At 66.5% G+C, this 25,099-nt stretch carries 22 protein-coding genes; 8 read left to right on the top strand and 14 right to left on the bottom strand.

Features of this window, described 5'->3' with window-relative positions; genetic code table 11:
- Positions 1-113 precede the first annotated feature (113 nt).
- The 3 genes from HGK58_RS04215 to HGK58_RS04205 form a co-directional block, all read right to left on the bottom strand.
- Positions 114-2,537 carry a UvrD-helicase domain-containing protein gene (locus HGK58_RS04215; protein WP_168626263.1) on the bottom strand — a complete coding sequence of 808 codons (2,424 nt, stop codon included), beginning with the start codon at positions 2,535-2,537 and terminating at the stop codon, positions 114-116.
- Between the two features lie 160 nt (positions 2,538-2,697).
- Entirely contained in the window at positions 2,698-4,335 is a 1,638-nt protein-coding gene (locus HGK58_RS04210) for an LPXTG cell wall anchor domain-containing protein (protein ID WP_168626262.1), read from the bottom strand.
- 138 nt (positions 4,336-4,473) lie between these two features.
- Entirely contained in the window at positions 4,474-5,442 is a 969-nt protein-coding gene (locus tag HGK58_RS04205; RefSeq protein ID WP_168626261.1) for a glycerophosphodiester phosphodiesterase family protein, read from the bottom strand.
- Positions 5,443-5,485: 43 nt separating this feature from the next.
- Between HGK58_RS04205 and HGK58_RS04200 the strand changes: the two genes are divergently transcribed.
- The 3 genes from HGK58_RS04200 to HGK58_RS04190 all read left to right on the top strand — a co-directional run bounded on the left by HGK58_RS04200 (position 5,486) and on the right by HGK58_RS04190 (position 7,372).
- Entirely contained in the window at positions 5,486-6,103 is a 618-nt protein-coding gene (locus HGK58_RS04200) for a zinc ribbon domain-containing protein (protein WP_168626260.1), read from the top strand.
- A gap of 40 nt (positions 6,104-6,143) precedes the next feature.
- Positions 6,144-6,944 (top strand): Bax inhibitor-1/YccA family protein, encoded by an 801-nt coding sequence (locus HGK58_RS04195; RefSeq protein ID WP_168626259.1) that lies wholly within the window; start codon positions 6,144-6,146, stop codon positions 6,942-6,944.
- 179 nt (positions 6,945-7,123) lie between these two features.
- The gene (locus tag HGK58_RS04190) at positions 7,124-7,372 is read left to right on the top strand and encodes an SCO4226 family nickel-binding protein (protein WP_168626258.1); all 249 of its coding nucleotides are present in this window, start codon (positions 7,124-7,126) and stop codon (positions 7,370-7,372) included.
- Between the two features lie 103 nt (positions 7,373-7,475).
- Here HGK58_RS04190 and guaA read toward each other — a convergent pair whose 3' ends face one another.
- From guaA to HGK58_RS04170, 4 genes are all read right to left on the bottom strand, one after another.
- Entirely contained in the window at positions 7,476-9,059 is a 1,584-nt protein-coding gene (gene guaA, locus HGK58_RS04185; RefSeq protein ID WP_168626257.1) for a glutamine-hydrolyzing GMP synthase, read from the bottom strand.
- Complete coding sequence (locus tag HGK58_RS04180; RefSeq protein WP_168626256.1) at positions 9,056-9,475, bottom strand: DUF3817 domain-containing protein; 420 nt, start codon at positions 9,473-9,475, stop codon at positions 9,056-9,058. The genes guaA and HGK58_RS04180 overlap by 4 nt, the downstream gene beginning before the upstream one ends.
- A gap of 9 nt (positions 9,476-9,484) precedes the next feature.
- Positions 9,485-10,243, bottom strand: a complete 759-nt coding sequence (locus HGK58_RS04175; protein ID WP_168626879.1) for an SURF1 family cytochrome oxidase biogenesis protein — start codon at positions 10,241-10,243, stop codon at positions 9,485-9,487.
- A 101-nt stretch (positions 10,244-10,344) separates the two neighbouring features.
- Positions 10,345-11,682, bottom strand: coding sequence for an LPXTG cell wall anchor domain-containing protein (locus tag HGK58_RS04170; protein WP_168626255.1), 1,338 nt, complete (start codon positions 11,680-11,682; stop codon positions 10,345-10,347).
- 141 nt (positions 11,683-11,823) lie between these two features.
- Between HGK58_RS04170 and HGK58_RS04165 the strand changes: the two genes are divergently transcribed.
- A complete protein-coding gene (locus HGK58_RS04165; protein ID WP_168626254.1) occupies positions 11,824-12,135 on the top strand; it encodes a rhodanese-like domain-containing protein in 312 nt (103 codons plus the stop codon).
- Between the two features lie 5 nt (positions 12,136-12,140).
- Here HGK58_RS04165 and HGK58_RS04160 read toward each other — a convergent pair whose 3' ends face one another.
- Genes HGK58_RS04160 through guaB form a run of 3 tightly spaced genes read right to left on the bottom strand, consistent with a single transcriptional unit; the run spans position 12,141 to position 16,500 of the window.
- Entirely contained in the window at positions 12,141-13,844 is a 1,704-nt protein-coding gene (locus tag HGK58_RS04160) for a glycerol-3-phosphate dehydrogenase/oxidase (RefSeq protein ID WP_210422593.1), read from the bottom strand.
- Between the two features lies 1 nt (position 13,845).
- Positions 13,846-14,964 (bottom strand): GuaB3 family IMP dehydrogenase-related protein, encoded by a 1,119-nt coding sequence (locus HGK58_RS04155; RefSeq protein WP_168626253.1) that lies wholly within the window; start codon positions 14,962-14,964, stop codon positions 13,846-13,848.
- 33 nt (positions 14,965-14,997) lie between these two features.
- On the bottom strand, positions 14,998-16,500 hold the full coding sequence (gene guaB / locus HGK58_RS04150) for an IMP dehydrogenase (RefSeq protein ID WP_168626252.1): 1,503 nt from the start codon (positions 16,498-16,500) through the stop codon (positions 14,998-15,000).
- A gap of 394 nt (positions 16,501-16,894) precedes the next feature.
- On the opposite strand from guaB, the gene HGK58_RS04145 reads away from it, so the two are divergent.
- The 4 genes from HGK58_RS04145 to HGK58_RS04130 are packed head-to-tail and all read left to right on the top strand — an operon-like array spanning position 16,895 to position 20,744.
- Positions 16,895-18,049: a branched-chain amino acid ABC transporter permease gene (locus HGK58_RS04145; RefSeq protein WP_349236120.1), complete on the top strand. Its 1,155-nt coding sequence runs from the start codon at positions 16,895-16,897 to the stop codon at positions 18,047-18,049.
- Between the two features lie 4 nt (positions 18,050-18,053).
- Positions 18,054-19,040, top strand: a complete 987-nt coding sequence (locus tag HGK58_RS04140; RefSeq protein ID WP_168626250.1) for a branched-chain amino acid ABC transporter permease — start codon at positions 18,054-18,056, stop codon at positions 19,038-19,040.
- Entirely contained in the window at positions 19,030-20,010 is a 981-nt protein-coding gene (locus tag HGK58_RS04135; RefSeq protein ID WP_168626249.1) for an ABC transporter ATP-binding protein, read from the top strand. The genes HGK58_RS04140 and HGK58_RS04135 overlap by 11 nt, the downstream gene beginning before the upstream one ends.
- A complete protein-coding gene (locus HGK58_RS04130) occupies positions 20,007-20,744 on the top strand; it encodes an ABC transporter ATP-binding protein (protein WP_168626248.1) in 738 nt (245 codons plus the stop codon). Before HGK58_RS04135 ends, HGK58_RS04130 begins: the two co-directional genes overlap by 4 nt.
- A gap of 170 nt (positions 20,745-20,914) precedes the next feature.
- On the opposite strand, the gene HGK58_RS04125 is transcribed toward HGK58_RS04130, so the two are convergent.
- The 4 genes from HGK58_RS04125 to groES all read right to left on the bottom strand — a co-directional run bounded on the left by HGK58_RS04125 (position 20,915) and on the right by groES (position 24,957).
- Positions 20,915-22,195 (bottom strand): ABC transporter substrate-binding protein, encoded by a 1,281-nt coding sequence (locus tag HGK58_RS04125; RefSeq protein ID WP_168626247.1) that lies wholly within the window; start codon positions 22,193-22,195, stop codon positions 20,915-20,917.
- A gap of 182 nt (positions 22,196-22,377) precedes the next feature.
- Entirely contained in the window at positions 22,378-23,613 is a 1,236-nt protein-coding gene (locus tag HGK58_RS04120; protein WP_168626246.1) for an ABC transporter substrate-binding protein, read from the bottom strand.
- Positions 23,614-23,659: 46 nt separating this feature from the next.
- Positions 23,660-24,577 (bottom strand): EamA family transporter RarD, encoded by a 918-nt coding sequence (gene rarD / locus HGK58_RS04115; RefSeq protein ID WP_168626245.1) that lies wholly within the window; start codon positions 24,575-24,577, stop codon positions 23,660-23,662.
- An 83-nt stretch (positions 24,578-24,660) separates the two neighbouring features.
- On the bottom strand, positions 24,661-24,957 hold the full coding sequence (gene groES, locus HGK58_RS04110) for a co-chaperone GroES (protein WP_168626244.1): 297 nt from the start codon (positions 24,955-24,957) through the stop codon (positions 24,661-24,663).
- Positions 24,958-25,099: the final 142 nt, after the last annotated feature.

Genomic DNA, 25,099 nt, shown 5'->3' with positions numbered 1-25,099 from the left:
GGCGCCGTGGTCGCTTCGGCGCGACCGTGCTCTGAGGCCGAACTGCCCGGCGGTCACAAAAGGGCCTTTCCATCACCAGGAAGGCCGGTTACCGACCCCTCGGGCACAGCGCGTCAGAGCTTCTCGATCGGCGCGATCTTGATCAGCAGGCGCTTGCGGCCCGCGGTGTCGAACTGCACCTCGGCGACCGACTTCGGTCCGTTGCCGGTGACAGCCGTCACCTTGCCGTCGCCGAAGTCGGTGTGCCGGATGCGATCACCGACCGCGAGGGTCAGGTCGCCGTTGTCGCGCACCGTGCCCGTGACCCGATTCGCCCACTCCGTCTTCGGCTTCTCGGCGCGCGCTGCCATCCGTGCCCGTGCCGTTGCGCCCGGCCCGGATGATTCGAGCGCGTAGCCGCCGATACCCTCGGCCCCGAACGCTCCGCGCCGCGCGTTGAGCGCTCGCGGCTGCGTTCCACCGCGTGAGGTCGCCATCCCCGGCGACTGTCGCCAGTCGATGAGCTCCGGCGGGATCTCCTGGAGATACCGCGACGGCATCGCCACGGCGACGTCGCCGAATTGGGCCCTAGTCATCGCAAGTGTCAGGTACAGCAGCCGCCTGGCACGCGTGAGTCCGACGTAGAACAAGCGGCGCTCCTCGGCAGGGCCGCCCGGTTCACCCGCCGACATCTGGTGCGGCAGCAGACCCTCCTCGACGCCGGCGAGGAACACCACCTCGTACTCCAGCCCCTTGGCGGTGTGCAGCGTCATGAGCGAGACGGTGCCGCTGGAGTCGTCCAATTCGTCCGCGGCGGCGACGAGCGAGACCTCGGTGAGGAAGTCGATGAGCGTGCCATCCGGGTTGTTCCGCTGGAACTCCCGCGTGACGGACATCAACTCTTCGACGTTCTCCGCGCGGGCCTCATCCTGCGGGTCGCGGCTGTTGTGCAACACATCGAGGTACCCGGTCCGCTCGAGCAGCAGCGCCAGCACATCCGGCACGGGCGCCGGGCGTGACCGTGACCCCTCAGGGTCGGCCAGGTGGGTCGCCTCGTCAAGGATCGCGGAAAGACCCATGATCGCTGAGGTCACCTTCGGCCCGAGGCCCAGGTCGCCGGCAAACCGCAACGCCTCGCGCAGCGTGATCCCCGCCTTATCAGCGTGGCTCTGCAGCGCCGCCTCGGTCGCCGGACCGATTCCCCGCTTCGGAGTGTTCAGGATGCGCCGCAGAGCGATGGGGTCGGCCGGGTTGGCGACCGCGATCAGGTAGCCGAGCACATCCTTGATCTCGGCGCGCTCATAGAACTTGGTGCCACCCAGCACCCGGTACGGGATCGCCGAGCGGATGAAGATCTCCTCCAGCGCACGGGTCTGCGCGTTGGTGCGGTAGAAGACGGCGATGTCCTTGTAGTCGGTTCCCGCTTCTCGCAACGTCGTGATCTCGTCGGCGATGAACTGCGCTTCGTCGTGCTGGCTGTAGCCGGTGAATCCGATCAGCTTCTCGCCGTCGCCGATCGTGGTGAACAGCTTCTTGTCCTTGCGATCGAAATTGTTCGCGATCACCGAGTTGGCCGCACTGAGGATGTTCTGCGTCGACCGGTAGTTCTGCTCGAGCAGGATCACCTTCGTCTGCGGGAAGTCGCGTTCGAATTCGACGATGTTCCGGATGTCTGCCCCGCGGAACGCGTAGATCGACTGGTCGGAGTCACCGACGACGGTAAGTGATGCCGGCGGCAGCGGCCGGTCATATTCCTGAAGCGGCATACCGTCGAAACCGACGGCGCCAGCCAGATCCTCCGGGGCGGGCGGGCGAGTCAGCTCCCGGATGAGCGAGTACTGGGCGTGGTTAGTGTCCTGGTATTCGTCAACGAGAATATGTCGGAACCGCCGCTGGTAGAGCGCGGCCACCCGCGGGAAGGCGCGGAACAGGTACACCGTCTGCGCAATGAGGTCGTCGAAGTCGAACGCGTTGGCGCGCGTGAGTTCCGCGGTGTAGCGGCGGAACATCTCCACGAAGACGGCCTCGGCCGGGTCGCTGAAATTGGCGCCGCGCGCGTAGCTCTCGATGTCCTGCAGTTCGTTCTTGAGCTTGGAGATGCGCCCGGCGACCTGGCTGACGGTGAAGCCGAAGGTGTCGGCGTCGAGGTCCTTGATGATGCGCTTGATCAGGGCGCGTGAGTCGGCCGAGTCGTAGATGGTGAAGCTCTTGGTGTAGCCGAAGCTCTCCGCCTCACGACGTAGGATGCGCACGCACGCCGAGTGGAAGGTGGAAATCCACATCCCGTCGGCGGCTCCGCCGACGAGCGATTGCACGCGCTCGCGCATCTCGCCGGCCGCCTTGTTCGTGAACGTGATGGCGAGGATCTGGCTCGGCCAGGCATCCCGTGACGCGATGAGGTGGGCGATGCGGCGGGTGAGCACGCTGGTCTTGCCGGAGCCTGCCCCGGCGAGGATCAGCAGCGCCGGTCCGCGATGCTCGACGGCCTCGCGCTGCTGCGGGTTGAGTCCCTCCAGCAAGGGCGAGATGTGGTCGGCTAGTTCGCGCAGGTTGGTCATTGCCACCCAATTCTAGGCTGGGCGACTGACTCGCTCCGGCCGCGCGCGTCTCTCGGTACTCGAGCCTGTCGGGACCGCCGGCTCCTTGCACCAGAACGCAAGTTGCCCACTTCGGCCCCTGAATCGTGCACAAACAGGGGCCGAAGCGGGCAACTGGGCGCTAGCGGCGGGAGAACCGGCGGATGCCGACCAGGGCGCCGCCGATCAAGAGGGTCGCGCCGGCGGCGAGCAGGCCAGGCAGCGCGTTCGCGCCGGTCTGGGCGAGCACCGTCGGGATGGATGGTGCCGTGGACGCGACGACGCGGTAGGACACGACGCGCGTGACCTCGTTACCGGCAACATCCGTCGCGGTCACGGTGAACTCGAACTCGCCGACCTCATCGGTCGGCAGCTGCTCGCCATTCGCGACTGACGCGTCGCAGTCGGCGATACCGGAGAGCGCATCGGTGCACTCGAAGTCAGCGACGAGGCGCTGCCCCTGCTGGTACTCGCCGGGCAGCGGGCCGACCGGCTGCGGCACCGAAACCGAGATCACGGGGTCATCCATGTCGACGTTGAAGCGAGCACTAACGGGCTCTTCGCCGTTCTCGTGCTCATCGATCGCGCCGGCCCACACCAGGTACTCGCCGCTCTCGGTGAACTCGATCGTGGTTTCCTCGCCGAACGCTTCGCCGCGGACGATGTCACCGTTCGTCGCCTCGTAGCTCCAGTACAAGTAGGCAACTCGGCTTGCATCGTCGGCATACACGCGCACCGAGCTGCTGCGGTTCAGCCATCCGCTGGAGTTCACACCGACCGGCTCCATCGTGACCTGCGGGCCGTCGATGTCACGGACGGTGTAGGTCACGGTCCGGGCGGAGGTGTTGCCGGCGAGGTCGGTGGCCGTGACGGTGAAGTCGAAGTCGCCGGCCACGTCGGTCGGCAGGCTCTCACCGTCGGCCACTGTTCCTTCGCACGAGGCGACACCGGATGCGGCGTCCTCGCACGAGAAGTTGGCGTTCAGCTCATCGCCGATGAACACGGTGAAGTCTTCAGCGGGCGACTGGATGTCGATGGTGGGCCCGGTCGTGTCGATCCGCACGGTCGTGCTCTGCGGCTCGCTGAAGTTGCCCTGCCAGTCCTCCGCCCAGAAGTCGACGAGCGGGGTGCCGTTCGAGCTGAACACGTGCGCGGCGCGGGCGTTGTGCCTGTTGCCGACGCTGACTCCCGACCGGATGCTGGGCCCCTTGTCGATGCTGTAGTAGATGTAGCGCACACCGGCTGCACTGTCGACGGCGTCGATGTTCAGCGTCGTGCTCGTGTTGCTCCAGCCCGAAGCGTTCGGTCCGGGGGTGAGCGCTGCAGAGACGACAGGTGCGTCGCTTTCGCGGGCTGCGATGCTTGCGTAGAACTCGTCGTAATACGGTTCCCCATCAATGTCGACGGTCAGCCGGATCCTGTAGAGGCCGTCCGGCAGGTCCGCGAACTCGGCCACCTTGATGGTGCTGCCCGGCCCAGCCAAGGCGAGCTGGCCCTGTGAGTAGACGCCGTCCGGTCCGAAAATCTCAGCGTGCGGGTACAGGTCTCCGCGAACTGTGCCATTCACAATGACGTCGGCTTGCACGCGAAGGGTGGGCTGGCCAACGGATGCAGACGCCCGGAAGTCGAGAGTTTCGACCGCGGCGTACGCGGCAGGAGCCAAGTCGAGCGCGGTCGAGACGACAGCGAGCGGGACGCTCAGCGAAAGCGCGAGGGCGACTGCGCCACCGAGGTGGAGCGCGCGCTTGAGTTTCGGGTGGGGGTGTGATGTGGGATGCACGTTTGTCCTTGTCGAGAGCACGGCAATTACCGCGGCGATCATCCGATCGCTCGACAACACTCGCGAATGGGCAGTCCCTTGCCCCAGAGCGCGCTGTCCCGCGGGCTCGGGACACGAGTCCCCTATCTGTCGGGGCCGCTAGTCGTCGAGGCTGCTGCGCGCGGTGATCGCCAGGTCGGGCTGGTCGGCGAACACGCCGTCGACGCCGCTGTGCATGATCAGCTGGAACTCGGACATCCAGTCGCCAAAGCCGGAGCCGCCCAGCCGGAAGCGTGGGTCGAGGAAGCGATTCTCGGCGCGCAGCGTCCAGGTGAAGACGCGCAAGGATCGCGCGTGGGCACGCTCGACCAGTTCAGCCGACTCCAACAGGATGCTCTTGGCGACGCTGATTCCGTCAACCTTGCCGGCCAACCCGTCGAGGCCGGCGTCGGTGAGGTGATCGGCGTAGGTCGGTGCGGCGTTTCCGAGCAGGGCGACCTCGTCCGCGGGCGATCCGGTCGCCTCGACCAGGAAGACGACCGGCGCGCTCACACCGCGCCCACGCAGCTTCCCGAGCACTGTCGTCTCGAACGACTCGACGATCAGCCGGTCGTCGCGGGCCCACCCGCCGAGCTCGGCGGTCAGAAGCTCATCGAGCGGCAAGCCGACCGAATCAAAGTGGGTCGCGTGCTTGACCTCCGCAACCAACCCGACCGGCCGTTGCGCCTCATCGAGCACCGCAAGCAGGTCGCTCAGGCGCAGCACGCCCTGCTGACCGTCGAAGGCGGCATTCGCTTTCCGGATGCGCGGCAGCCGCTCGAGTGAGCGCAGCGTGGCGAGCTCCGCCCAAGTGAAGTCCTCGGTGAACCAGCCGGTCACCCGCTGCCCGTCGATGACCTTGGTGGTCCTGCGGTCAGCGAACTCGGGGTGCGCGGCGACATCCGTCGTCCCGGAGATCTCGTTCTCATGCCGGATGACGAGCACGCCGTCGCGCGTCGCCACGATGTCCGGCTCCACCGCATCCGCCCCCATCTCAATGGCAAGCAGGTACGCGTCCCGCGTGTGCTCGGGTCGGTAGCCGCTCGCGCCGCGATGGGCGATGACGAGGGGCAGCCGGTCGCTTCGCACAGGGCAACGGTACGCGATCGGGGCAATTGGTACCCTGCAACGTATGGGGAGGTGCAACAGCTGCGGGCGGGAACTGGACGACAGCTGGAAGTACTGCGTGCACTGCGGCGCTCCGACGAAGGCGGCCATTCCCGGCGCGATCAGGCCGTCGGCGCCACCGGATGCCGGGAGCCGAGAGCCGACCGCGACCCTCCCGCTGCGCTGGGGCAGCTACCGCGCGCGGTACGTCGGTGCGCTGCTGATGCTCTTTGCGGGCGGGCTGCTCGTGCAGGCGACCTCCGCGTATTCGCTCCCGTTCCTCGGCATCGGCTTCGCACTGCACGCCGCCGGCTGGGGCATCCTTCCCGGGGCCGGTTGGCGCCGCGCGCTCGTGATCGTGCCCAGCGGTCTGGCGACGGTTCTGGTGCTGAACGGGGCCAGCTCCGCGTATTTCCTCGCGATCCCACTGGCCGCATGGTTCCTTGTGCGGCAGCGCCCGTGGCCGAGCTACCTCAGCCTGCTGCTGCCGATCGGCGCGGCCGCCGTTCTCGCCGGCGCGTTCCCGCAGTACGGAAACAACGCGCTCGTGGTCGCGATCGCGGGCGCCGTTGTGGCGGCATCCGCCTGGCTTGGCCGTTCTCTGACAGTGATCAACGGTAGAAACCGGATGCGGGCACGGTAGATTGGTCTTTGACCACATCCACTTCACGGCAAGAGGAATAATGTCCAACCCTGCATTCAGCAACTCTCCGGCATTCACCGCGAATGCGGCAAAGGCCCTCGCGCGACCGGCAGCACCGGATTTCTCGGCAGAACAGCTCGACGAAATGTACGGCCGCCCGGCGGCGACCCCGGTCGACACCGACCGGATGACCTACGAGGACACGATCGTCAAGACGGTTGTGAGCTTCGCCATCCTGGTCGCCGGTGCAGCAGTCGGCTGGTTCGTACCCGTTCTCGCGCTGCCCGCGGCGCTGGTCGGCTTCGTACTTGCGCTGGTCAACATCTTCAAGAAGAAGCCATCCCCCGCCCTCGTGCTGAGCTACGCCGCGGTTGAGGGCGTGTTCGTCGGTGGCATCTCGGTGATGTTCTCGAGCCTGTTCGACGGCATCGTGCCGCAGGCCGTGTTCGGAACCCTCGCGGTCGTCGGCATCACCCTCGCGCTGTTCGCGAGCGGCAAGGTGCGTGCGACCAAGAAGGCCACCAAGATCTTCATGATCGCGATGCTCGGCTACCTGGCCTTCTCCGTCGTCAACATCGTGCTCATGTGGACCGGCGTGACCAGCGGCATGTTCGGGCTGCGCAGCCAGGAGATCTTCGGCATTCCGATCGGCCTGATCCTCGGTGTGCTGGTCATCCTGCTCGCCGCGTACTCGCTCGTCATGGACTTCGAGGACATCAAGACCGGTGTCGAGCGTGGCGCGCCGCGCATCTACGGCTGGACCGCAGCGTTCGGCATCATGGTCACGGTCGTCTGGCTGTACCTGGAGATCCTGCGCCTCATCGCGATCTTCCGCGAATAGTTTCCGCCGCCGGATTGCGCGAGCGCCGCTGATATTTCAGCGGCGCTCGCGTCGTTAAGCGGCGCTCGTTCCTGTTCTCCCGCAACGTGAATGGCGACTGTGTCGACAACCTGTTGACGGCGCACCTGCCCGAGCGTACTGTGCGCAGAAATACCGCTCGAAAGAGATGAGGTAGCGCCATGCCAGAGTTCATGGACGTACACCGCAACATGGTCGGCATCACGGCGGATGAGTTGAAGGCCGCGCACGAAGCCGACCTCGCCATCCAGGGCGAAGAGGGTGTGATCTTCAAGCAGGCGTGGGCGAATCCGGAGGATGGACTGGTCTATTGCCTGTCCGAATCCCCATCAGCCGACGCGGTTCGGCGCATTCACGAGCGCACCGGACACCCGGCTGACGAGATCCACGCGGTGCCACTAGCCGTTTAGTCGCGCAGGCGCAGAGATCGCGCGCGCGGGTCAACCTTCCACGCGCGCGTCCAATTCGACCAGCGCGCGGGAGTTCGACCCGCGCAAGCGGCCCAGAGCCCAACTACTCCCACTCGATGGTGCCCGGCGGCTTCGACGTGACGTCGAGCACCACCCGGTTCACTCCGGGCACCTCGTTGGTGATCCGGCTGGAGATGCGCGCGAGCACGTCGTACGGCAGGCGCGTCCAGTCGGCGGTCATCGCATCCTCGCTCGACACCGGGCGCAGCACGATTGGGTGCCCGTAGGTGCGACCGTCGCCCTGCACGCCGACCGAGCGCACGTCCGCGAGCAGCACGACCGGGCACTGCCAGATCTCGTCGTCGAGTCCGGCGGCGGTCAGCTCGCCGCGCGCGATGGCATCCGCTTTCCGCAGCAGTTCGAGCCGTTCGTGGGTAACTTCGCCGACGATCCGGATGCCGAGGCCGGGTCCGGGGAACGGCTGCCGGTTCACGATCGCTTCCGGCAGGCCAAGCTCGCGGCCGATGGCTCGCACCTCGTCCTTGAACAGGGCGCGCAGCGGTTCTACGAGCTCGAACTGCAGATCCTCCGGCAGGCCGCCGACGTTGTGGTGACTCTTGATGTTGGCGGTACCGCTGCCGCCACCGCTCTCGACGACATCCGGGTACAGGGTTCCCTGCACGAGGAAGCGGATCGGCTCACCGCCGGCCTGCGCCTCGAGCACGAGCGCTTCCGCGGCGTTCTCGAACGAGCGGATGAACTCGCGCCCGATGATCTTGCGCTTCGTCTCCGGGTCGGTGACGCCAGTGAGCGCGTCGAGGAACTGCTCCTCAGCGTCGACCGTGACGAGCCGCACGCCGGTGGAGGCGACGTAGTCCTCCTCGACCTGACGGCGCTCATCCTGGCGCAGCAGTCCGTGGTCGACGAAGATGCAGGTGAGCTGGTCGCCGACCGCCTCGTGCACGAGCGCTGCGGCGACGGCCGAGTCGACCCCGCCGGACAGGCCGCAGATGACGCGCGCATCACCGATCTGCTCGCGGATGCGCTGGACCTGCTCCGCGATGACGTTGCCGGCGTTCCATTCGGCGGCGATGCCTGCCGCGCGGTGGAGGAAGTTCTCGAGCACGTTCTGCCCGAACTCGGAGTGCTTCACCTCCGGATGCCACTGCACACCGTAGAGACCCCGCTCCGGGTTCTCGAAGGCTGCCACCGGGGTTGACTGGGTCGAGGCGAGCACGCGGAATCCCTCCGGCGCCTTCGCCACCGAGTCACCGTGGCTCATCCAGGTTGTCTGCGCATCCGGTTGACCATCCAGCAGCGTGCCGCGGTCGACGACGGACACCTGCGTCGCGCCGTACTCGCGCAACCCGGTGTTGGCGACCTCGCCGCCGAGTTGCTTGGCCATGACCTGGAAGCCGTAGCAGATGCCCAGCACCGGCACGCCGAGCTCGAGGATGCCCGGGTCGAGGCTCGGGGACCCGGGCTCGTACACACTCGACGGCCCACCGCTCAGGACGATGCCGGCCGGGTCGAGCTCCTTGACCTCCGCGGCGGTGATGGTGTGCGGAACGATCTGCGAGTACACGCTCGCCTCCCGCACGCGGCGGGCAATGAGTTGGGCGTACTGCGCGCCGAAGTCGACGACGAGAACGGGTCGCTGCTCGGTGTCGCGCTCCGGGGTACTCACACGAGCTCCTTCTCAAGTTCGGCCAGTTCGGCGTTCACTCGCTTGGGCACCGACACCTCGAAGAAGAAGGAGAGTCCGGGGACGATGCCGCCGAGCGCGATGAAGAGGAAGCTCTTGAACGGCCAGCGCAGCAGCCGCCACAGCATAAAGTCGCAACCGAGGTACAGCACGTACAGCCAACCGTGCACGATCAGGATGACCGTGGACAGGTTGATGCCGGTGATCGCGTCCTGCGGCGTGAGGGCAAGGAACCCGTCCGGCCCGTTCATCTCGATGTCTGCGCCGAACCCGTAGCGGAACACCATCATGAGCACGAGCAGCAGCAGGAAGACGCCCGTGATGGCGGCGGAGACTTTGAAGACAGAGAGGGTGCGACGGATGCGCGGGGCATCAGAAACGCGTGGGGCAAGCGGCATGAACCTAGTCTATTCGGCCCGTTCTGGGCGCTCGTCGGCGGCCAGCGCGGCCTCTTCGCGTTCCCATTCGTCCCTGACGACCCGCCACCACAGGAACACCGCGAACCCGGCGAAGATGACCCATTCGGCCGCGTAGAAGACGTTGAGCCAGTTGACCTGCACCTCGGTCGACGGTGCCGGCGAGTCGATCGCCTCGAGCCCGCCGACCGGGTCGTCGGCCACAACGTAGCCGCCGTACACGCCGCCTGAATCGATCGTCGGCCATAGGTTGATCAGCGCGCCAGGCGATACGGTGGCGAGCTCGCCGCTTTCGAAGTCGGACTCCTGCGGGCCCTCACCAGCAACGTAGCGACCGGTGAGCTGCACTTCCTCGGCGCCGAGGCCCGCGGCGACCTCCTCGGCGGTGTCACGGTCGGCGGTCCAGCCGAGCGCTACTGCCAAGCCGGCCGCATCCGGTGTCTGCAGGTGTCCGACGACCCAAAAGCCGCTCTCGCCGCCGTTCATGCGGTCGGCGATCGTGAGGTACTCGTCGTCGAGGAACCGCCCGGCGATAGCGACGAGTTGCCCGTCCGCCGCCCCGGAGACGGATGCCTGCGGCTGGGCGACGCTTGTCAGCGGCATCACGGTCTCGGTGTCCCGCTCGATCACGGTGCCGGTGTCAATGCTGCGCTCGAGCTGCCACTGGCCGAGTGCCGCGAACGCGGCGGCAACTCCGAGAGCCAGCAGCAGCGCGGCGATCCACTTGGGACGGCGAGCGACGGCCCACATGCTCACTCGTCACCCATCCGCTGTTCCACCAATGCTCCCCCAAAAGCCTATCGCCCGGCCGCTGAACGAATCAGCGACCGGGCGATCAGCGGTTCAGACTGCTACGCCTTGGAGCGGCGGATGCGCACAGTCACCAGCGCAACGCCCGCGAGAAGGAGCAGGCCGGCGATGCTCAACGGAACGATGCCGTCTGTTCCCGTGGCAGCCAGCGCCGGGGGTGTGGCAGCGGCCGGCTGTGCGGTGAAGTTGTAGCGCACGCCGTCCCACTCGAGGTTCGCGACCACGGCCGGTGCGGTGGCCTGGGCGAGCACACCGAACGCGAGCACGTCGACCTCTCCCGCCGCCTCGAGCGCGTCGATGATGTCACCGAGGCGCATCGGGGTGTTGGCCGGGAGCCCGGCAACCGGACGGCTGAGGACCCACTGGCTGAACAGCGAGAACGTGCTGTTGGCGCTGGGGGTTGCCGCGTTCGCGGGCCGCAGCGTGGTGAACTCGTCGGTCGGGCCGACGAACAGCGGCACCTGGAAGAACGCCTCGCCCGAGACGACGGTCACGCTCGCGGTGGTGATGAGGCGCTCGAGCTCGAGCGTCGTCAGCGGCGTCGCGAGACCGTTGATGATCTGAGAGTTCGCGCCGTTGCCGAAGCTGAGCCCGGTGCTGATCACGTCATATGCCGGGGTGGCATTGGGGTACCCCTCATGCCAGCCGGCGTACGGCGTTGCGTTCGGGCGAATCTCGGACTCGAGCACCCACCGGTCGGTCGCCGCCGGAGCGGCGAGCGGCTGCGCGGTGAAGCGGTACTCGACGTCAGCCCAAGTGATCTGCTCGACCACCGAATGGGTGCCCGCCCATACGCCGAATGCGGAGTAGCGGAGCTGGTCGCCTGCGGCCGCCAGTTCGGTCACGATGTCCTGGAGCGACTGTGGGACATCCTGGACGATCGACGTCCCGGTGATGGTCTTGCTGGAGACCCAGCTGTCAGTTGCGCTGGGCGTGCTGGTTCCAACTCCGTAGGCAGCGGCCGGTCGGAGGGTTCCCCAGTAACCGGTGATGGAGTCGTCGGCGGTGAACGCCACCTGAAGGGTGACACTGCCCTGCGAGACGGTGACCGAGGAGCTTGTGATGAGTCCGAGAAGCTCAGCTCCGTCGGTCGGTAGGCCGAGCGTTCCTCCGGCCACCAGCCCGTTGATGATCTGCGAGGGTGTGCCGCTGGTCGCGATGTGCAGACCGTCCCAGCGGACGTCATGACGGACATCCGTACCGGATCCGCCCTCGTGCCAGCCGAGGTAGGTCGCATCGGTCTCGGGACCGGGCGCGATGTCGCCAGCGACCACGTAGTCGGTTGATGACGCAGCGGACGCGGGAAGCGCCATCGCCGCCGTCATGATCAGGGCTGTCGCAGCTGCGGCAGCGGGCAGGGCAAAGGATGGACGCTTCATGTGGAAGCCTTTCGGGTAGTACTGGACCTGCTGCATCCGAGGGTGCGGAAGAGCAATTTCCCGAGACACTATCGGTATATCAGCAGGACGGGCAACCCCCGAACAGGGGTGGTGATCGAGAGCGCCGTTTAGGCTGAACGCGTGCAACACGAAATCACCATCGACGAGCTCACGCGCCTCGAGTCGCCCAGCATCATCGACGTACGCGAGCAGAGCGAGTACGACGAGGGGCACATCGACGGGGTGCCGCTGATCCCGATGTCCGACTTCCTGAATCGCCTCGACGAGATTCCGGATGGCACGGTGTACGTGCTGTGCCGCTCCGGCGCGCGCAGCGGGAGGGTGGCCGACTACCTACGCCAGAACGGCCACGACGCGGTCAACATCGCCGGCGGCATCCAGGCGTGGATCACCGCCGGGAACCCGATCGTCACCGCTGCCGACTCCGCCTAGGGCACTCACAGCAGGCCCATGCTGTCGCGCGCGCTCAACCGCACCCGGTCGGCGGATGCGTCATCCGGCTGCTCCTGACTCCCCCGCTCGGCGAACACGCGCTCGAGGTACAACTCGACCTCGCGCTCGATGCGCTGCTCATCCCAGCCGAGTACGCCGCCCATGAGCCGCGCGACCACCGGCGCAGCGGCTACTCCGCGATCCGCCGCCTCGATCGAGATGCGGGTGCGCCGGGTCAGCACGTCGTCCAGGTGCAGTGCCCCCTCGCTACTCGCCGAATAGACGACTTCCGCGCGCAGGTAGTCGCGCGTGCCTGGCAGCAGCTCCCCAAGCGATGCGTCGCCGCGAATCAACTCGAGCACGTCAGAGGCGAGCGCCCCGTAGCGGTGCAGCAGGTGCCGGACACTCCGCTCCCGGATGCCAAAGTCGGCCGCCAGCGCATCACGCACAGTCCAGGCGGCGGCGAATCCGTCGGCGCCGGCCAGCGGAGTGTCCGCCGTCACGCTCGGCACAGTCGTCACGCCGGTCGCATCGATCGCATCCATTGCCATCACTCGGTAGGTGGTGAACTTGCCCCCGGCGACGAACACCATTCCCGGCACCGTGCTCTCCACGACGTGCTCGCGAGACAGCTTAGAGGTGTCGTCGCTCTCCCCCGCCAGCAGCGGCCGCAACCCGGCATAGACGCCGACGACATCCTCTCGGCTGAGCGGCTCGGCGAGCACCCGATTGACGCGCTGGAGCAGGTAGTCGATGTCCGCGGCGGTGGCGGCCGGATGCGCCTTGTCCAGGTTCCAGTCGGTGTCGGTCGTGCCGATGATCCAGTGCCGGCCCCACGGGATGACGAACAGCACGCTCTTCTCGGTGCGCAGCAGCACGCCCATGGTGGAGTGGAACCGATCCTTCGGCACCACCAGGTGCACGCCCTTGGACGCGCGCACGCGCATCCGGCTCCGATCTCCGGTCAGCGCCTCGGTGTCGTCGGTCCACACCCCGGTCGCGTTGACGACTCGCTTCGCCCGGATCTCGACCTGCCCGCCAGCGTGGTAGTCGCGCACTCGAGCGCCGACGATGCGGTCACCTTCCTTGAGGAAGCCCTCCACTCGCAGCCGGTTCGCAACCTGCGCACCGTACTGCGCCGCGGTGCGCACGAGCGTCACCACGAACCGCGCGTCATCCACCTGCGCGTCGAAATAGCTGATCCCGCCGCGGATGTCGTCGGTGCGCAGCCCAGGCATCGCCAGCTGCACCTGCCGCCGACTCAGGTGCCGGTGGTGGGGCACCCCCGGCGAGCGGCCACCGGTGTAGCTCATCACGTCATACAGCGCCATGCCGGCCCCGATGTAGCCGCGTTCCACAAGCGGTACTGTCAGCGGGTACAGGAACCGCACCGGCCGCACCAGGTGGGGCGCGAGCTTCTCCAGCAGCAGACCGCGCTCGACGAGCGCCTCCCGCACGAGCGAGAAGTCGAGTTGCTCCAGATACCGGATGCCGCCGTGCACCAGCTTCGAGGAACGACTCGACGTGCCAGAGGCCCAGTCCCTGGCCTCGACCAGCCCCACTCGCAGGCCGCGCGTCGCGGCATCCAGGGCTGCACCGGCGCCGACCACCCCACCACCGACGACCAGGACGTCCAGTTCGCCGTCCCGCATCCTGGCGATGGCGGCAGCGCGCTCCGGGGCACCGAGTCGGGAGCGGTCGGTCACCATGTCAGTCGTGGTAAGGCGAGACGACCACGTCGACGCGCTGGAATTCCTTGAGGTCCGAGTACCCAGTCGTCGCCATCGACCGGCGAAGCGCGCCGACCAGGTTCACCGTGCCGTCTGCGACCGTTGACGGCCCGAACAGGATCTGCTCGAGCGGCGCCACCTGGCCAACACGCACCCGGTTGCCGCGGGGCAGCTCGGCGTGGTGGGCCTCGGCTCCCCAGTGGAAGCCGCCGCCGGGCACGTCGGTGGCGCGTGCCAGCGTGCTGCCGAGCATCACGGCATCCGCACCCATCGCCACCGCCTTGACGATGTCGCCCGAGGTGCCGAGTCCGCCGTCGGCGATGATGTGCACGTAGCGGCCGCCCGACTCGTCAAGGTAGTCGCGTCGGGCACCGGCGGCATCCGCGATGGCGCTCGCCATGGGCGCGTGGATGCCGAGCGCGGCGCGCGTCGTTGACGCTGCGCCACCCCCGAAGCCGACGAGAATGCCTGCGGCTCCGGTGCGCATGAGGTGCAGCGCGGGCGTGTATCCGGATGCGCCGCCCACGATCACCGGGACGTCGAGTTCGTAGATGAACTTCTTGAGGTTGAGCGGCTCCTGGTTCTGGGAGACATGCTCGGCGCTGACGGTCGTGCCGCGGATCACGAACAGATCGACACCCGCCTCGATGACCGTCTTGTACAGCTGCTGGGTGCGCTGCGGGGAGAGCGCGCCGGCGACGGTGACTCCGGCCTCGCGGATCTCGGCCAGCCTGCTGGTGACGAGTTCCGGCTTCACCGGCTCGGCGTAGATCCTCTGCATGCGGCTGGTGGCTTCGGCATCAGGCAACCCGCGAATCTCGTCCAGGTATGGCTGCGGGTCCTCGTACCGGGTCCACAGGCCCTCGAGGTCGAGCACGCCGAGGCCGCCGAGCTGGCCGATCCGGATGGCGATCTCCGGGGAGACGACCGAGTCCATGGGCGCGGCCAAGAAGGGGATTTCGAACTTGTACGCGTCAATCGTCCACGACACCGAGACATCCTGAGGGTCGCGCGTGCGCCGGTTGGGCACCACCGCGATGTCGTCGAACGAGTATGCGCGGCGAGCGCGCTTGGCGCGGCCGATCTCCACTTCAGTCACGCCCTCAGTCTAGGCGCGCACCGCCGACGAGGCTCAGCGACGGTAGTTGGGCGCCTCCGCGACCATCTGGATGTCGTGCGGGTGCGATTCCTTCAGCCCGGCCGCTGTGATCCGCACGAACTTGCCCTTCGCGCGCAGCTCGTCCATGGTGCGCGCGCCGACGTAGAACATCGACTGGCGCAGGCCACCGACCAGCTGGTAGACGACCGATGAGACCGGGCCGCGATACGCAACCTTGCCCTCGATGCCCTCCGCGATCAGCTGCTCGTCGCTCGGCACATCGGCCTGGAAGTACCGGTCGCGCGAGTAGGAGGTCTTCGTGCCGCGCGTCTGCATCGCACCGAGGGACCCCATACCGCGGTAGGTCTTGAACTGCTTGCCGTTGACGTAGATGAGCTCGCCGGGGCTCTCGTCGGTCCCGGCCAGCAGCGACCCGAGCATCACGGTCTCCGCGCCGGCAACGAGCGCCTTGGCGATGTCGCCCGAGTACTGCAAACCGCCGTCGGCGATCACTGGGACGCCCGCCTCACGGGCGGCCAGCGATGCCTCGTACACCGCGGTCACCTGCGGCACGCCGACACCCGCGACCACGCGCGTCGTGCAGATGGAACCCGGCCCGACGCCGACCTTGATCGCATCCGCGCCTGCATCGATCAGCGCCTGCGCACCGGAACGCGTCGCGACGTTGCCGCCGATGATGTCGATGTTCGCGAACGCGGGGTCGGCCTTGAGTCGACGGATGATGCTGATCTCACCGGCGGAGTCGCCGTTGGCGGTGTCCACGACGATGACGTCGACACCGGCGTCGGCGAGCGCACCGGCGCGCTCCCACGCGTCGCCGAAGAAGCCGATCGCGGCGCCAACGCGCAGCCGGCCCTCATCGTCCTTGGTGGCGTTCGGGTACTGCTCGGTCTTGTCGAAGTCCTTCACCGTGATGAGACCAGTCAGGCGTCCTCGCTCGTCGACGAGCGGCAGCTTCTCGATCTTGTGCTCGGCGAAGATGGCGATCGCCCCGTCGGGGTCGATGCCGGCGGGTGCGGTGATAAGCGGCATCTTCGTCATGACGTCCCGCACGAGGGTCGTCGACTTCTCGAACTGGGAGACAAAACGCATGTCACGGTTGGTGATGATTCCAACGAGCGTGCCGTCACCCTCAATCACCGGCAGACCCGATACGCGGAACTGGCCGCACACCGCGTCAACCTCGGCGACCGTCGCATCCGGCGTCGTCGTGACCGGATTGGTGATCATGCCCGACTCGCTGCGCTTCACCTTGTCGACGAACCCGGCCTGGTCCTCGATCGACAGGTTGCGATGCAGCACGCCCAAGCCACCCTGCCTGGCCATCGAGATGGCCATGCGCCCCTCGGTCACGGTGTCCATGGCGGCCGAGATCAGTGGTGTGCTGACCCGGATGCGCCGGGTGAGCCGACTGGACGTGTCCGCTTCGCTCGGGATGACGTCGGTGTGCCCTGGCAGCAGCATGACGTCGTCGTAGGTGAGCCCGATGAAGCCGAAGGGGTCTGGCTGATCCATGATTCTCCTGGAGTGGGACGGGAGGGAAGGACCGGATGCCACAGTGAATACCGGTAGTCAATGTTAACGGTTCGACTGTCGATTCTGTTCCCGCGGTAGCACATTGGCCCAGCGGTGTGGCACGGGCGTGACAGTTACGCCATAATCGGCACGTATCGTCAACGATGACGAAGCCAGAACCATGCCGACTCGGCCTGCTCGCTGGCGACGTCTTGGAGGTCTTGTGCACGTTCCTGGTCGACCCCGAGCCCGAGTACGCCAACGACCAGTCAGACGCTTAAGTCTGCTGTTTGCTGCCGTCTTCGCGGCGATTACCCTGTCAACGTTCGTCGCGTCCCCGGCTCTCGCCGATGAGGTCGGAACCGACGAATACGACTTCATCTTCAGCGGCAACGTGAAGTTCGAGGACAAGCCACTTGCCGACGTCCGGATCACAGTGGAGGGCGGCGGGTACGACGCCGAGGTGGTCACCGGGGAGGACGGGCGCTGGCGTGTAGGCGTTCCCGATAAGGACGAGACGTACACGATCACCCTGGACGAAGAGACCCTCCCCAAAGGCGTCATCGTCGCTGAGGGAAGCGCCACGAAGGAAGCCGAGTTCGGCCTGACGAACAACGCGACAGTGAACTTCTTCCTCGGCGAGGGTGTGCGGCAGGTCACGCCGTTCAGCGAACAGCTCGCCGGCCGCATCATGAACGGCCTCAACTTCGGCCTCATGCTCGCGCTCGCGTCGATCGGCCTATCTCTGATCTTCGGCACAACCGGCATCTCGAACTTCGCGCACGCCGAAATGGTCACCTTCGGGGCGTTGATGGCTTTGACCTTCGGCGTGCACCTCGCGTTCCCGATGTGGATAGCGATCCCCATCGCCGTGATCCTCGCCGGACTGTTCGGGCTCGCGCAGGACATCGGGCTCTGGAAACCGATGCGAAAACGCGGATTGAGCGTCGTGCAGCTGATGATCATCAGCATTGGTCTCTCCCTGGGGCTTCGCTACGTCTATCTCTTCTTCTATGGCGGGGGCGTCTTCCAGCTGCCGAACCCGGGCTCGACCAAGATCCAGCTCCTGGGGCCGATCAAGCTTTCGATCACGGACATGATCAGCATGGGCGTCTCGCTCGCTGTGCTGATCGGCGTCGCATACTGGCTGATCAACACCCGCACCGGCAAGGCGACTCGGGCCATCTCCGACAACGCGTCGCTGGCCGCCGCCTCCGGCATCAACGTCGATCGCGTGGTGCGGATCATCTGGATCCTCGGGTCCGCGCTTGCTGGCCTCTCCGGCGTGCTGTGGGCATACTTCCGCCCTGGGATCAGGTGGGACATGGGCTGGCAGATCCTGTTGCTGATCTTCGCCGCAGTCGTGCTCGGCGGTCTCGGGACCGCGTTCGGCGCGCTCCTGGGATCGATCATCGTCGGCCTCATGGTCGAAGTGTCAACCCTGTGGCTGCCATCCGACATCAAATATGTGAGCGCGCTGACGGTCCTGATCGTCGTGCTGTTGTTCCGACCTCAGGGCATCCTGGGTCGTCGAGAGAGGATCGGCTAGCACCATGGACTGGGGATTGATTCTCAACAACACGCTCGCGTGGGTATTCATGCCGGAGACGATCGCGTACGCGATCGCCACCCTCGGCCTCGCGGTGCACTTCGGCTACGGCGGCCTGCTGAACTTCGGCCAGGCCGGCTTCATGGCGCTCGGCGCGTACGGCTACGCGATCTCGGTGCTCACGTTTGGCTTCCCCTGGTGGGGCGGACTGCTGGTCGGCGTGGTAGCCGCGGTCGTGTTCGCGCTCATCCTCGGCTTGCCGACGTTGCGCCTCCGCGCCGACTACCTCGCAATCGCGACGATCGCTGCGGCGGAAGTCGTGCGGCTGCTGTTCCAGTCGACGATTTTCGATGACTACACAAACTCCGCCGACGGCCTAGGCGGGTACCACGAGAGCTTCCGCTCCGCCAACCCCTTCCCGCCCGGCACGTACGGCTTCGGGCCCTGGACCTGGTCGGCGACGGACCTCTGGGTGCGCGTGTTCGGCCTGATCCTGCTCGGCCTCGCACTTCTCGTCGTCTGGCTGGTCATGCGCAGCCCGTGGGGTCGCGTGGTTCGCGGCATCCGAGAGGACGAGGATGCGGTGCGCGCACTCGGCAAGAACGTGTTCGCGTACAAGATGCAGGTCCTCGTGCTCGGTGGTGTCCTCGGCGCACTGGGCGGATTCGTCGTCGCACTGCCGTCGGCAGTGGTCCCGGCGTACTACCTGCCGTCGTTGACGTTCTTCCTGTGGACGATCCTGCTCCTTGGTGGCGCGGCAACGATCTTCGGTCCGGTGCTCGGCTCGCTGCTCTACTGGCTGATCATGGCGTTCCTCGCGAACGTGCTCCCCGCGTTGGCATCCACGGGCATGATCCCCGGCCTCAACAACCCATCTCAGGCGGGGAACTTGCGTTACATCCTGGTCGGAGTCGCGCTGATTCTCATCGTCGCATTCCGTCCGCAAGGCATTCTCGGCAACAAGAAGGAGATGACCTTCAATGCCCGCTAACCAACCACGTATCAAGTCGACCGGACTGCACGTCGGCGAGATCCGCCCCGGCGTGCCGAAGGTCGACCCGATCATCGTCGCCGACAACGTCACGCGCTCGTTCGGTGGCCTCAAGGCGGTCGACGTCGAGCACCTCGAGATCCCGCGCGGCGCTATCACCGCGCTCATCGGGCCGAACGGTGCCGGCAAGACAACCCTGTTCAACCTGCTGACCGGCTTCGACAAGCCGGACACGGGCACGTGGGAGTTCGACGGCAAGAACCTCGCCGGGATTCCAGCGTTCAAGGTGTCGCAACTTGGCCAAGTCCGCACCTTCCAGCTGACCAAGTCCCTCGCGCTCCTGACGGTGCTCGAGAACATGAAGCTCGGCGCGAAGAACCAAGCGGGCGAGAAGTTCTGGAACGGGCTCATCCCGGCGCTGTGGAGGAAGCAGGAGGAGGAGATCGAGGAGAAGGCGCTGGCCCTCCTCGAGCGCTTCAAGCTCGACACTAAGAAGGACGACTACGCCGCTAGCCTGTCCGGCGGCCAGCGGAAGCTCCTCGAGATGGCGCGCGCGCTCATGAGCGACCCGACTCTGGTGATGCTCGACGAGCCGATGGCAGGCGTCAACCCGGCGCTCACCCAGTCACTCCTCGACCACATCCTTGGTCTCAAGGACTCGGGCATGACCGTCCTCTTCGTCGAACACGACATGGCCATGGTCCGTCACATCGCCGACTGGGTGGTCGTCATGGCTGAGGGTCGCATCGTCGCCGAGGGACCACCGGATGAAGTGATGAAGGACCTCGCCGTCATCGACGCTTACCTGGGCAGTCACCTCGACACCGATCTGGGCGTTGTCACCGGCCGAATCGACGTCATCCATGAAGACCACCTTGTCGACGACATCGTCGAGGAGGCGCTCCAGACGGAGGCCGGGTCGACCACCCGGCCGGGTGACGACATCCAGGAAGAGAAGGTGCAGCCGTGACCAACAGCGAACTGGTTGTCGAGGTAACGGACCTCGTCGCGGGCTACCTGCCCGGCGTGAACATCCTCACCGGGTGCTCGCTCACCGCGCACAAGGGCGAGCTCATCGGCATCATCGGACCCAACGGCGCCGGCAAGTCAACGCTGCTCAAGGCCATCTTCGGTCAGGTGCACGTCCGCGGCGGCTCGATGACCCTGAACGGGGAGGACATCACCGACCTGCCCGCGGACAAGCTCGTCGCGAGGGGTGTCGGGATGGTGCCCCAGAACAACAACGTCTTCCCGACACTCACGATTGAAGAGAACCTGCAGATGGGACTCTTCCAGAACCCGAAGATCTACAACGAGCGCCTCGAGTTCGTCACGTCCCTGTTCACCGAGCTGAAGTCCCGACTGAAGCAACGTGCAGGCTCCCTCTCCGGCGGTGAACGCCAGATGGTGGCCATGTCGCGCGCGCTCATGATGGACCCCGAGGTTCTGCTGCTCGACGAGCCCTCCGCGGGCCTCTCGCCTGTGCGCCAGGATGAGGCATTCATCCGGGTCTCGGAGATCAACAAGGCCGGCGTGACGACCATCATGGTCGAGCAGAACGCGCGCCGGTGCCTGCAGATCGCAGACCGTGCGTACGTGCTCGATCAGGGCCGGGACGCCTACACGGGCAGCGGTCGGGAACTGCTGCACGACCCCAAGGTCATCAGCCTGTACCTCGGCACCCTGGGCGAGGAAGTCGCCTAAGCCGAGCACGTGAACGGTGAGGGGCCCCGCCGGATGGCGGGGCCCCTCACCGTTGCTGGAGCGCCAGGCGCGCAGCGTGGCGTCTGCTGCGGCTGCCTACTAGCCGCTGCGGCTGCCTGACAACAGGAGAAGGGCCCCGCCTTGTGGCGGGGCCCTTCTTTGCGCATCAACTAGTTGGTGCGGGTGTGCATGTTGTCGGCCCCGTACTTGAAGATACCGATCGTGGCGTCGGTCGGGTCTCCGGCGTCGTCGAACTTGATACCGCCCGAGTAGCCGTCGTAGTCGACCTTGCCGCCGTCGAGGATGATCTGAGCTGCCGACGCGAAGTCGGTAGCCTTCTCACCCGGGTCGTCTCCACCACCGGAGACCTCCTGCAGCTTGGCAGCGATGTCGGCACCGTCGGTCGAACCGGCGGCCAGCGCAGCCAGCGCGAGGAGCATGACAGCGTCGTACGACTCAGCCGCGTACAGGAAGTCCGACAGCGGCTCAGCGCCATCGAGCTCGGTCTGCCAGGCGTCGTTCAGGCGGTCCTGGAAGTCGTCGGCAAGCGACGGTCCGGGGGCCATGCCCGTGGCGCCCTCGACGGTGCCGGCGGGCAGGTCGGCGCCGAACTGCTTGGTGTTGCCGTCAACGAGGTAGACCTTCGACATGTCGTAGCCCTGGTCCTTCAGCGCCGGCAGGATCGTGTAGGCCTGGTCGAACGTGATCAGTGCGATCGCGTCGGGGTCCTGGGCCAGCACGGTCGAGATCTGCGCGCTGAAGTTGGTGTCACCGTCGTTGAAGTACTCGGTGGCCACAACCGTGCCGCCCGCGTTCTCGAACGTCTCGGCCGTGACCTTCTCCAGTCCGGTTCCGTAGGCGTCGTTGATGACGATCATCCCGAGGCTGCTTGCACCCTCCTCTGCGACAAGGTTGCCGAGGACCTCGCCCTGCAGCAGGTCAGACGGCGCAGTACGCCAGTAGAGGCCGCCGTCGTCCCACGTCGTGAAGTCGGGGGACGTGTTCGCGGGCGAGATCTGAATCACGCCGGCACCGGTGATCTGGTCGATCACGAGCTTCGAGACACCGGATGCCGCGGCACCGATGATCGCAGACACGCCCGCGCTCAGCAGGGTTGGGACGGCCGTTGCGTAGGCCTTGTTGTCCGGGTCGCCCGAGTCGCCGTAGGTGATCTCCACCGTGATGCCAAGGTTCGCCTCGTTGATCTCCTTGGCGGCCAGCGCGACACCAGCTTCCTCGGGCGGGCCGAGGAAGGAGAGTGATCCCGTCTGCGGCAGAAGTGTGCCGATCTTCAGGGTGAGCTGCTCGGTCGGACCCGACGGGCCATCGGGGTTCTCAGTCGGCGTGCAGCCTGCGAGCACCAATGCTCCGACTCCGACCATTGCGATCCCACCGAGAACGGACTTCAGGGACTTTGAGCGGGAGGCCTTGGCCTTCGCAAATACGCTCATGTTGCTCCTTGCGTTTCGAGTGTGCTAACACGGCAGCAGCCACTGCCGTTGACGTAAAGGTATTGTCATTCCGGCGTGGGCACAACACATCCGGGTTACAGCGCCATAACAGCGCACAATCGTTACCGTTACGCGATCAAATGCGCTCATTCTGCCCCCCGATGGGGGCTTGATCGTTGTAGTCAGCCTGCAAACACGCCGTCGTAGCGGGCGTATGTGTTGTCGGGGCCGTACCGAAACAGGCTGTAGTGAGCCATCATCGGATCTCCGGATGCGTCGAGCTCGAGCGGTCCGGAGACGCCGTCGTAGTCGATGTCATCCTCGGTGGTCAGCACGTCGAGGCATTCGCCGTAGCTTGTGCAGGTGATGCCGCCCGCTGAGGCATCCCGCAGCGATGCCGCGATGCTCGGTCCACCATCGTCATCCGCCAGCACCGCAGCGAGCGCCGCGAGGATCGTCGCGTCGTAGGCCTCCGCGGCGTAGCGGAAGTCCGTGACGCGCGGGTCGGATGCCCGAACGCGGGCGACGAAGGCGTCATCCGGTTCCGCACCCTCGCGCAGGCTGCCCACCGACGCGAGGGCTCCCGCTGGCAGCGTTTGGGAGTAGTCGGCGAGGCTCTGGCTCGTCAACCACAGCCTCTCGCCGCCGAGTCGCGCGGCCGTCAGCGCCGCGATCACGGCCTGGTTCTGCTCGGCCTGGCTGAACGGGCTGGCCAGCACCACCACATCCGGCTTCGCAGCCTTCACTTCGGAGACGATCTTCGCCGGCGACGCGGATGCGGTCATCTTCACGTCCGCGACGACCGTGTCCGCAGGCCTGGCGTTCACGAGCGAATCGCGCACCGCGAGGCTCGGTTCGTCATCGAAGTAGATGACGGCGACGGTGCCGCCGATCAGGCCGGCGATCGCCGCGCCCTGCAGGGCAGCTGACGGGATGGTGCGGAAGAACATCCCGGTCTCGGCGTGCGCGCTGAGCCGCGGGTCGGTCGCGGCCGGGGAGATCAGCGGGATGCCGGCCTCGACGGCGAGCGGCAGCACCCGCTCGGCGAGTACCGACACGGACGGGCCGATCACGACGTCAACGCCCTTGCCCGCCAACTCGCCGAAGGACGCCTCGGCCGTCTCGCTCGAGGCATCCGCAGAGTCCCGGTGGAACACCTCGACCGGCTTGCCGTTCACCCCGCCGAACTCGTTCAGCTCGCGCACCGCCAGCTCGACCCCCGCCAGTTGGGCGGAGCCCATGAACGCGAACTCGCCGGTCACGGGGAACAGGGTGCCGAAGCGCAGGACGCCGTCACCAGAGGGTGGCACGGGCGTGGGGGTCGCTGTCGGCTCTGGGACTGGCGCCGGTTCGGAGGTGCAGGCGACCAGGCCGATGCTCAGCACCGCGACGGTCACCAGGGCGATTGCGCGCGACAATACCGGTCCTCTCGTTGTGGGGTTTCGAGAGGACACTACCGAAGCATCAACCGGGCAGCGGTGAGGCGCGGCGTGCCCTACCGCTCGCGAGCATGTCGGTGGTCAGCACGATGAGTGCGACCCAGACGAGGGCGAAGCCGATCCACCGCTCAAGGGGCATGGCTTCGTGCAGGATGAACGCGCCCACGATGAACTGCAGCACCGGGGCGAGGTACTGGAACAGGCCCATGTAGACCAAGGGAAGGCGCCTGGCCGCTGCCGCGAACAGAAGCAGCGGAACCGCCGTGATGACACCGGATGCGAGCAGCAGCACGACGTTGGCGGCGCCCGCGTTGCCGAAGACGAGGCCGGATGTCGCGGAGACGAACCACAATTGACCGATGGCGACAGGGATGAGCCACGCTGTCTCGAGCGTGAGGCCGCTCACCGCATCCACGCGCGGGCCGACGCGCTTCTTCACGAAGCCGTAAAGCCCGAACGAGAACGCGAGGGCCAGCGAGACCCACGGGAAGACGCCGTACCCGATCGCGATCACCAGCACCGCAATCGCGCTGATGCCGACGGCGACCCACTGTGCGGCGCGGAGCCGCTCGCGGAGCAGCAGCACCCCGAGGAGGACGGTGACGATGGGGTTGATGAAGTAGCCGAGCGACGTCTCGATGACCTGGCCGTTCAGGGTGGCGTAGACGTACACCTGCCAGTTGATGACGATCAGCAGTCCGGCGAGGCCGAGGGTGAAGAACAGTCGTGGCTGCCTCACGATCGCAATGAGCGCACGCCACGCTCGGGTGACCGTGAGCAGCACGGCGCAGAACACCAGCGAGAAGATGATCCGCCAGCCGACGACCTCGATCGGGCCTGTTGGCAGCAGCAGCACGAAGTAGATGGGGAGGACACCCCAGAGCCCGTAGGCGCCCACCGCATACAGCGCTCCCGCGCGCCCGGAAGTCGCCGTCTGTTGCATTCCCCGAGGCTACCGCCCATGCGGTCCTGAAAACGCGAAAGGGGCCCGTCCCGAAGGACGAGCCCCTTACCGAAAGGCTGGTGTCAGCGCTCCACGACCGCGAGAACGTCGCGCGCGGACAGCACGAGCAGGTCCTCGCCGCCGTACTTGACCTCTGTACCGCCGTAGCGGGAGTAGATCACTCGGTCGCCGACTGCGACGTCGAGCGGAACGCGGTTGCCGTTGTCATCGATGCGGCCGGGGCCCACCGCGACGACTTCGCCCTCCTGGGGCTTCTCCTTCGCGGTGTCAGGGATGACCAGACCGGATGCAGTGGTCTGCTCGGCCTCGACCTGCTTGATGACGATGCGATCTTCGAGCGGCTTGATGGACACCGACACGGTTGACCTCTTCTTTCTCAGAACGTGCGAAATTCGTGGGTTAGCACTCTCACTGCGAGTGTGCCAAAAACTACTGTACGGCGCGGACTGGCACTCGGTCAATCCGAGTGCCAACGACAGAACGTGACCTGCCGCTGGAAGA

Source organism: Cryobacterium sp. BB307 (genome assembly GCF_012274275.1).
Classification (GTDB): Bacteria; Actinomycetota; Actinomycetes; order Actinomycetales; family Microbacteriaceae; genus Terrimesophilobacter.
Note: the sequence above shows the minus strand (reverse complement) of the source record. Positions and strands in the feature narration are given on the sequence as shown.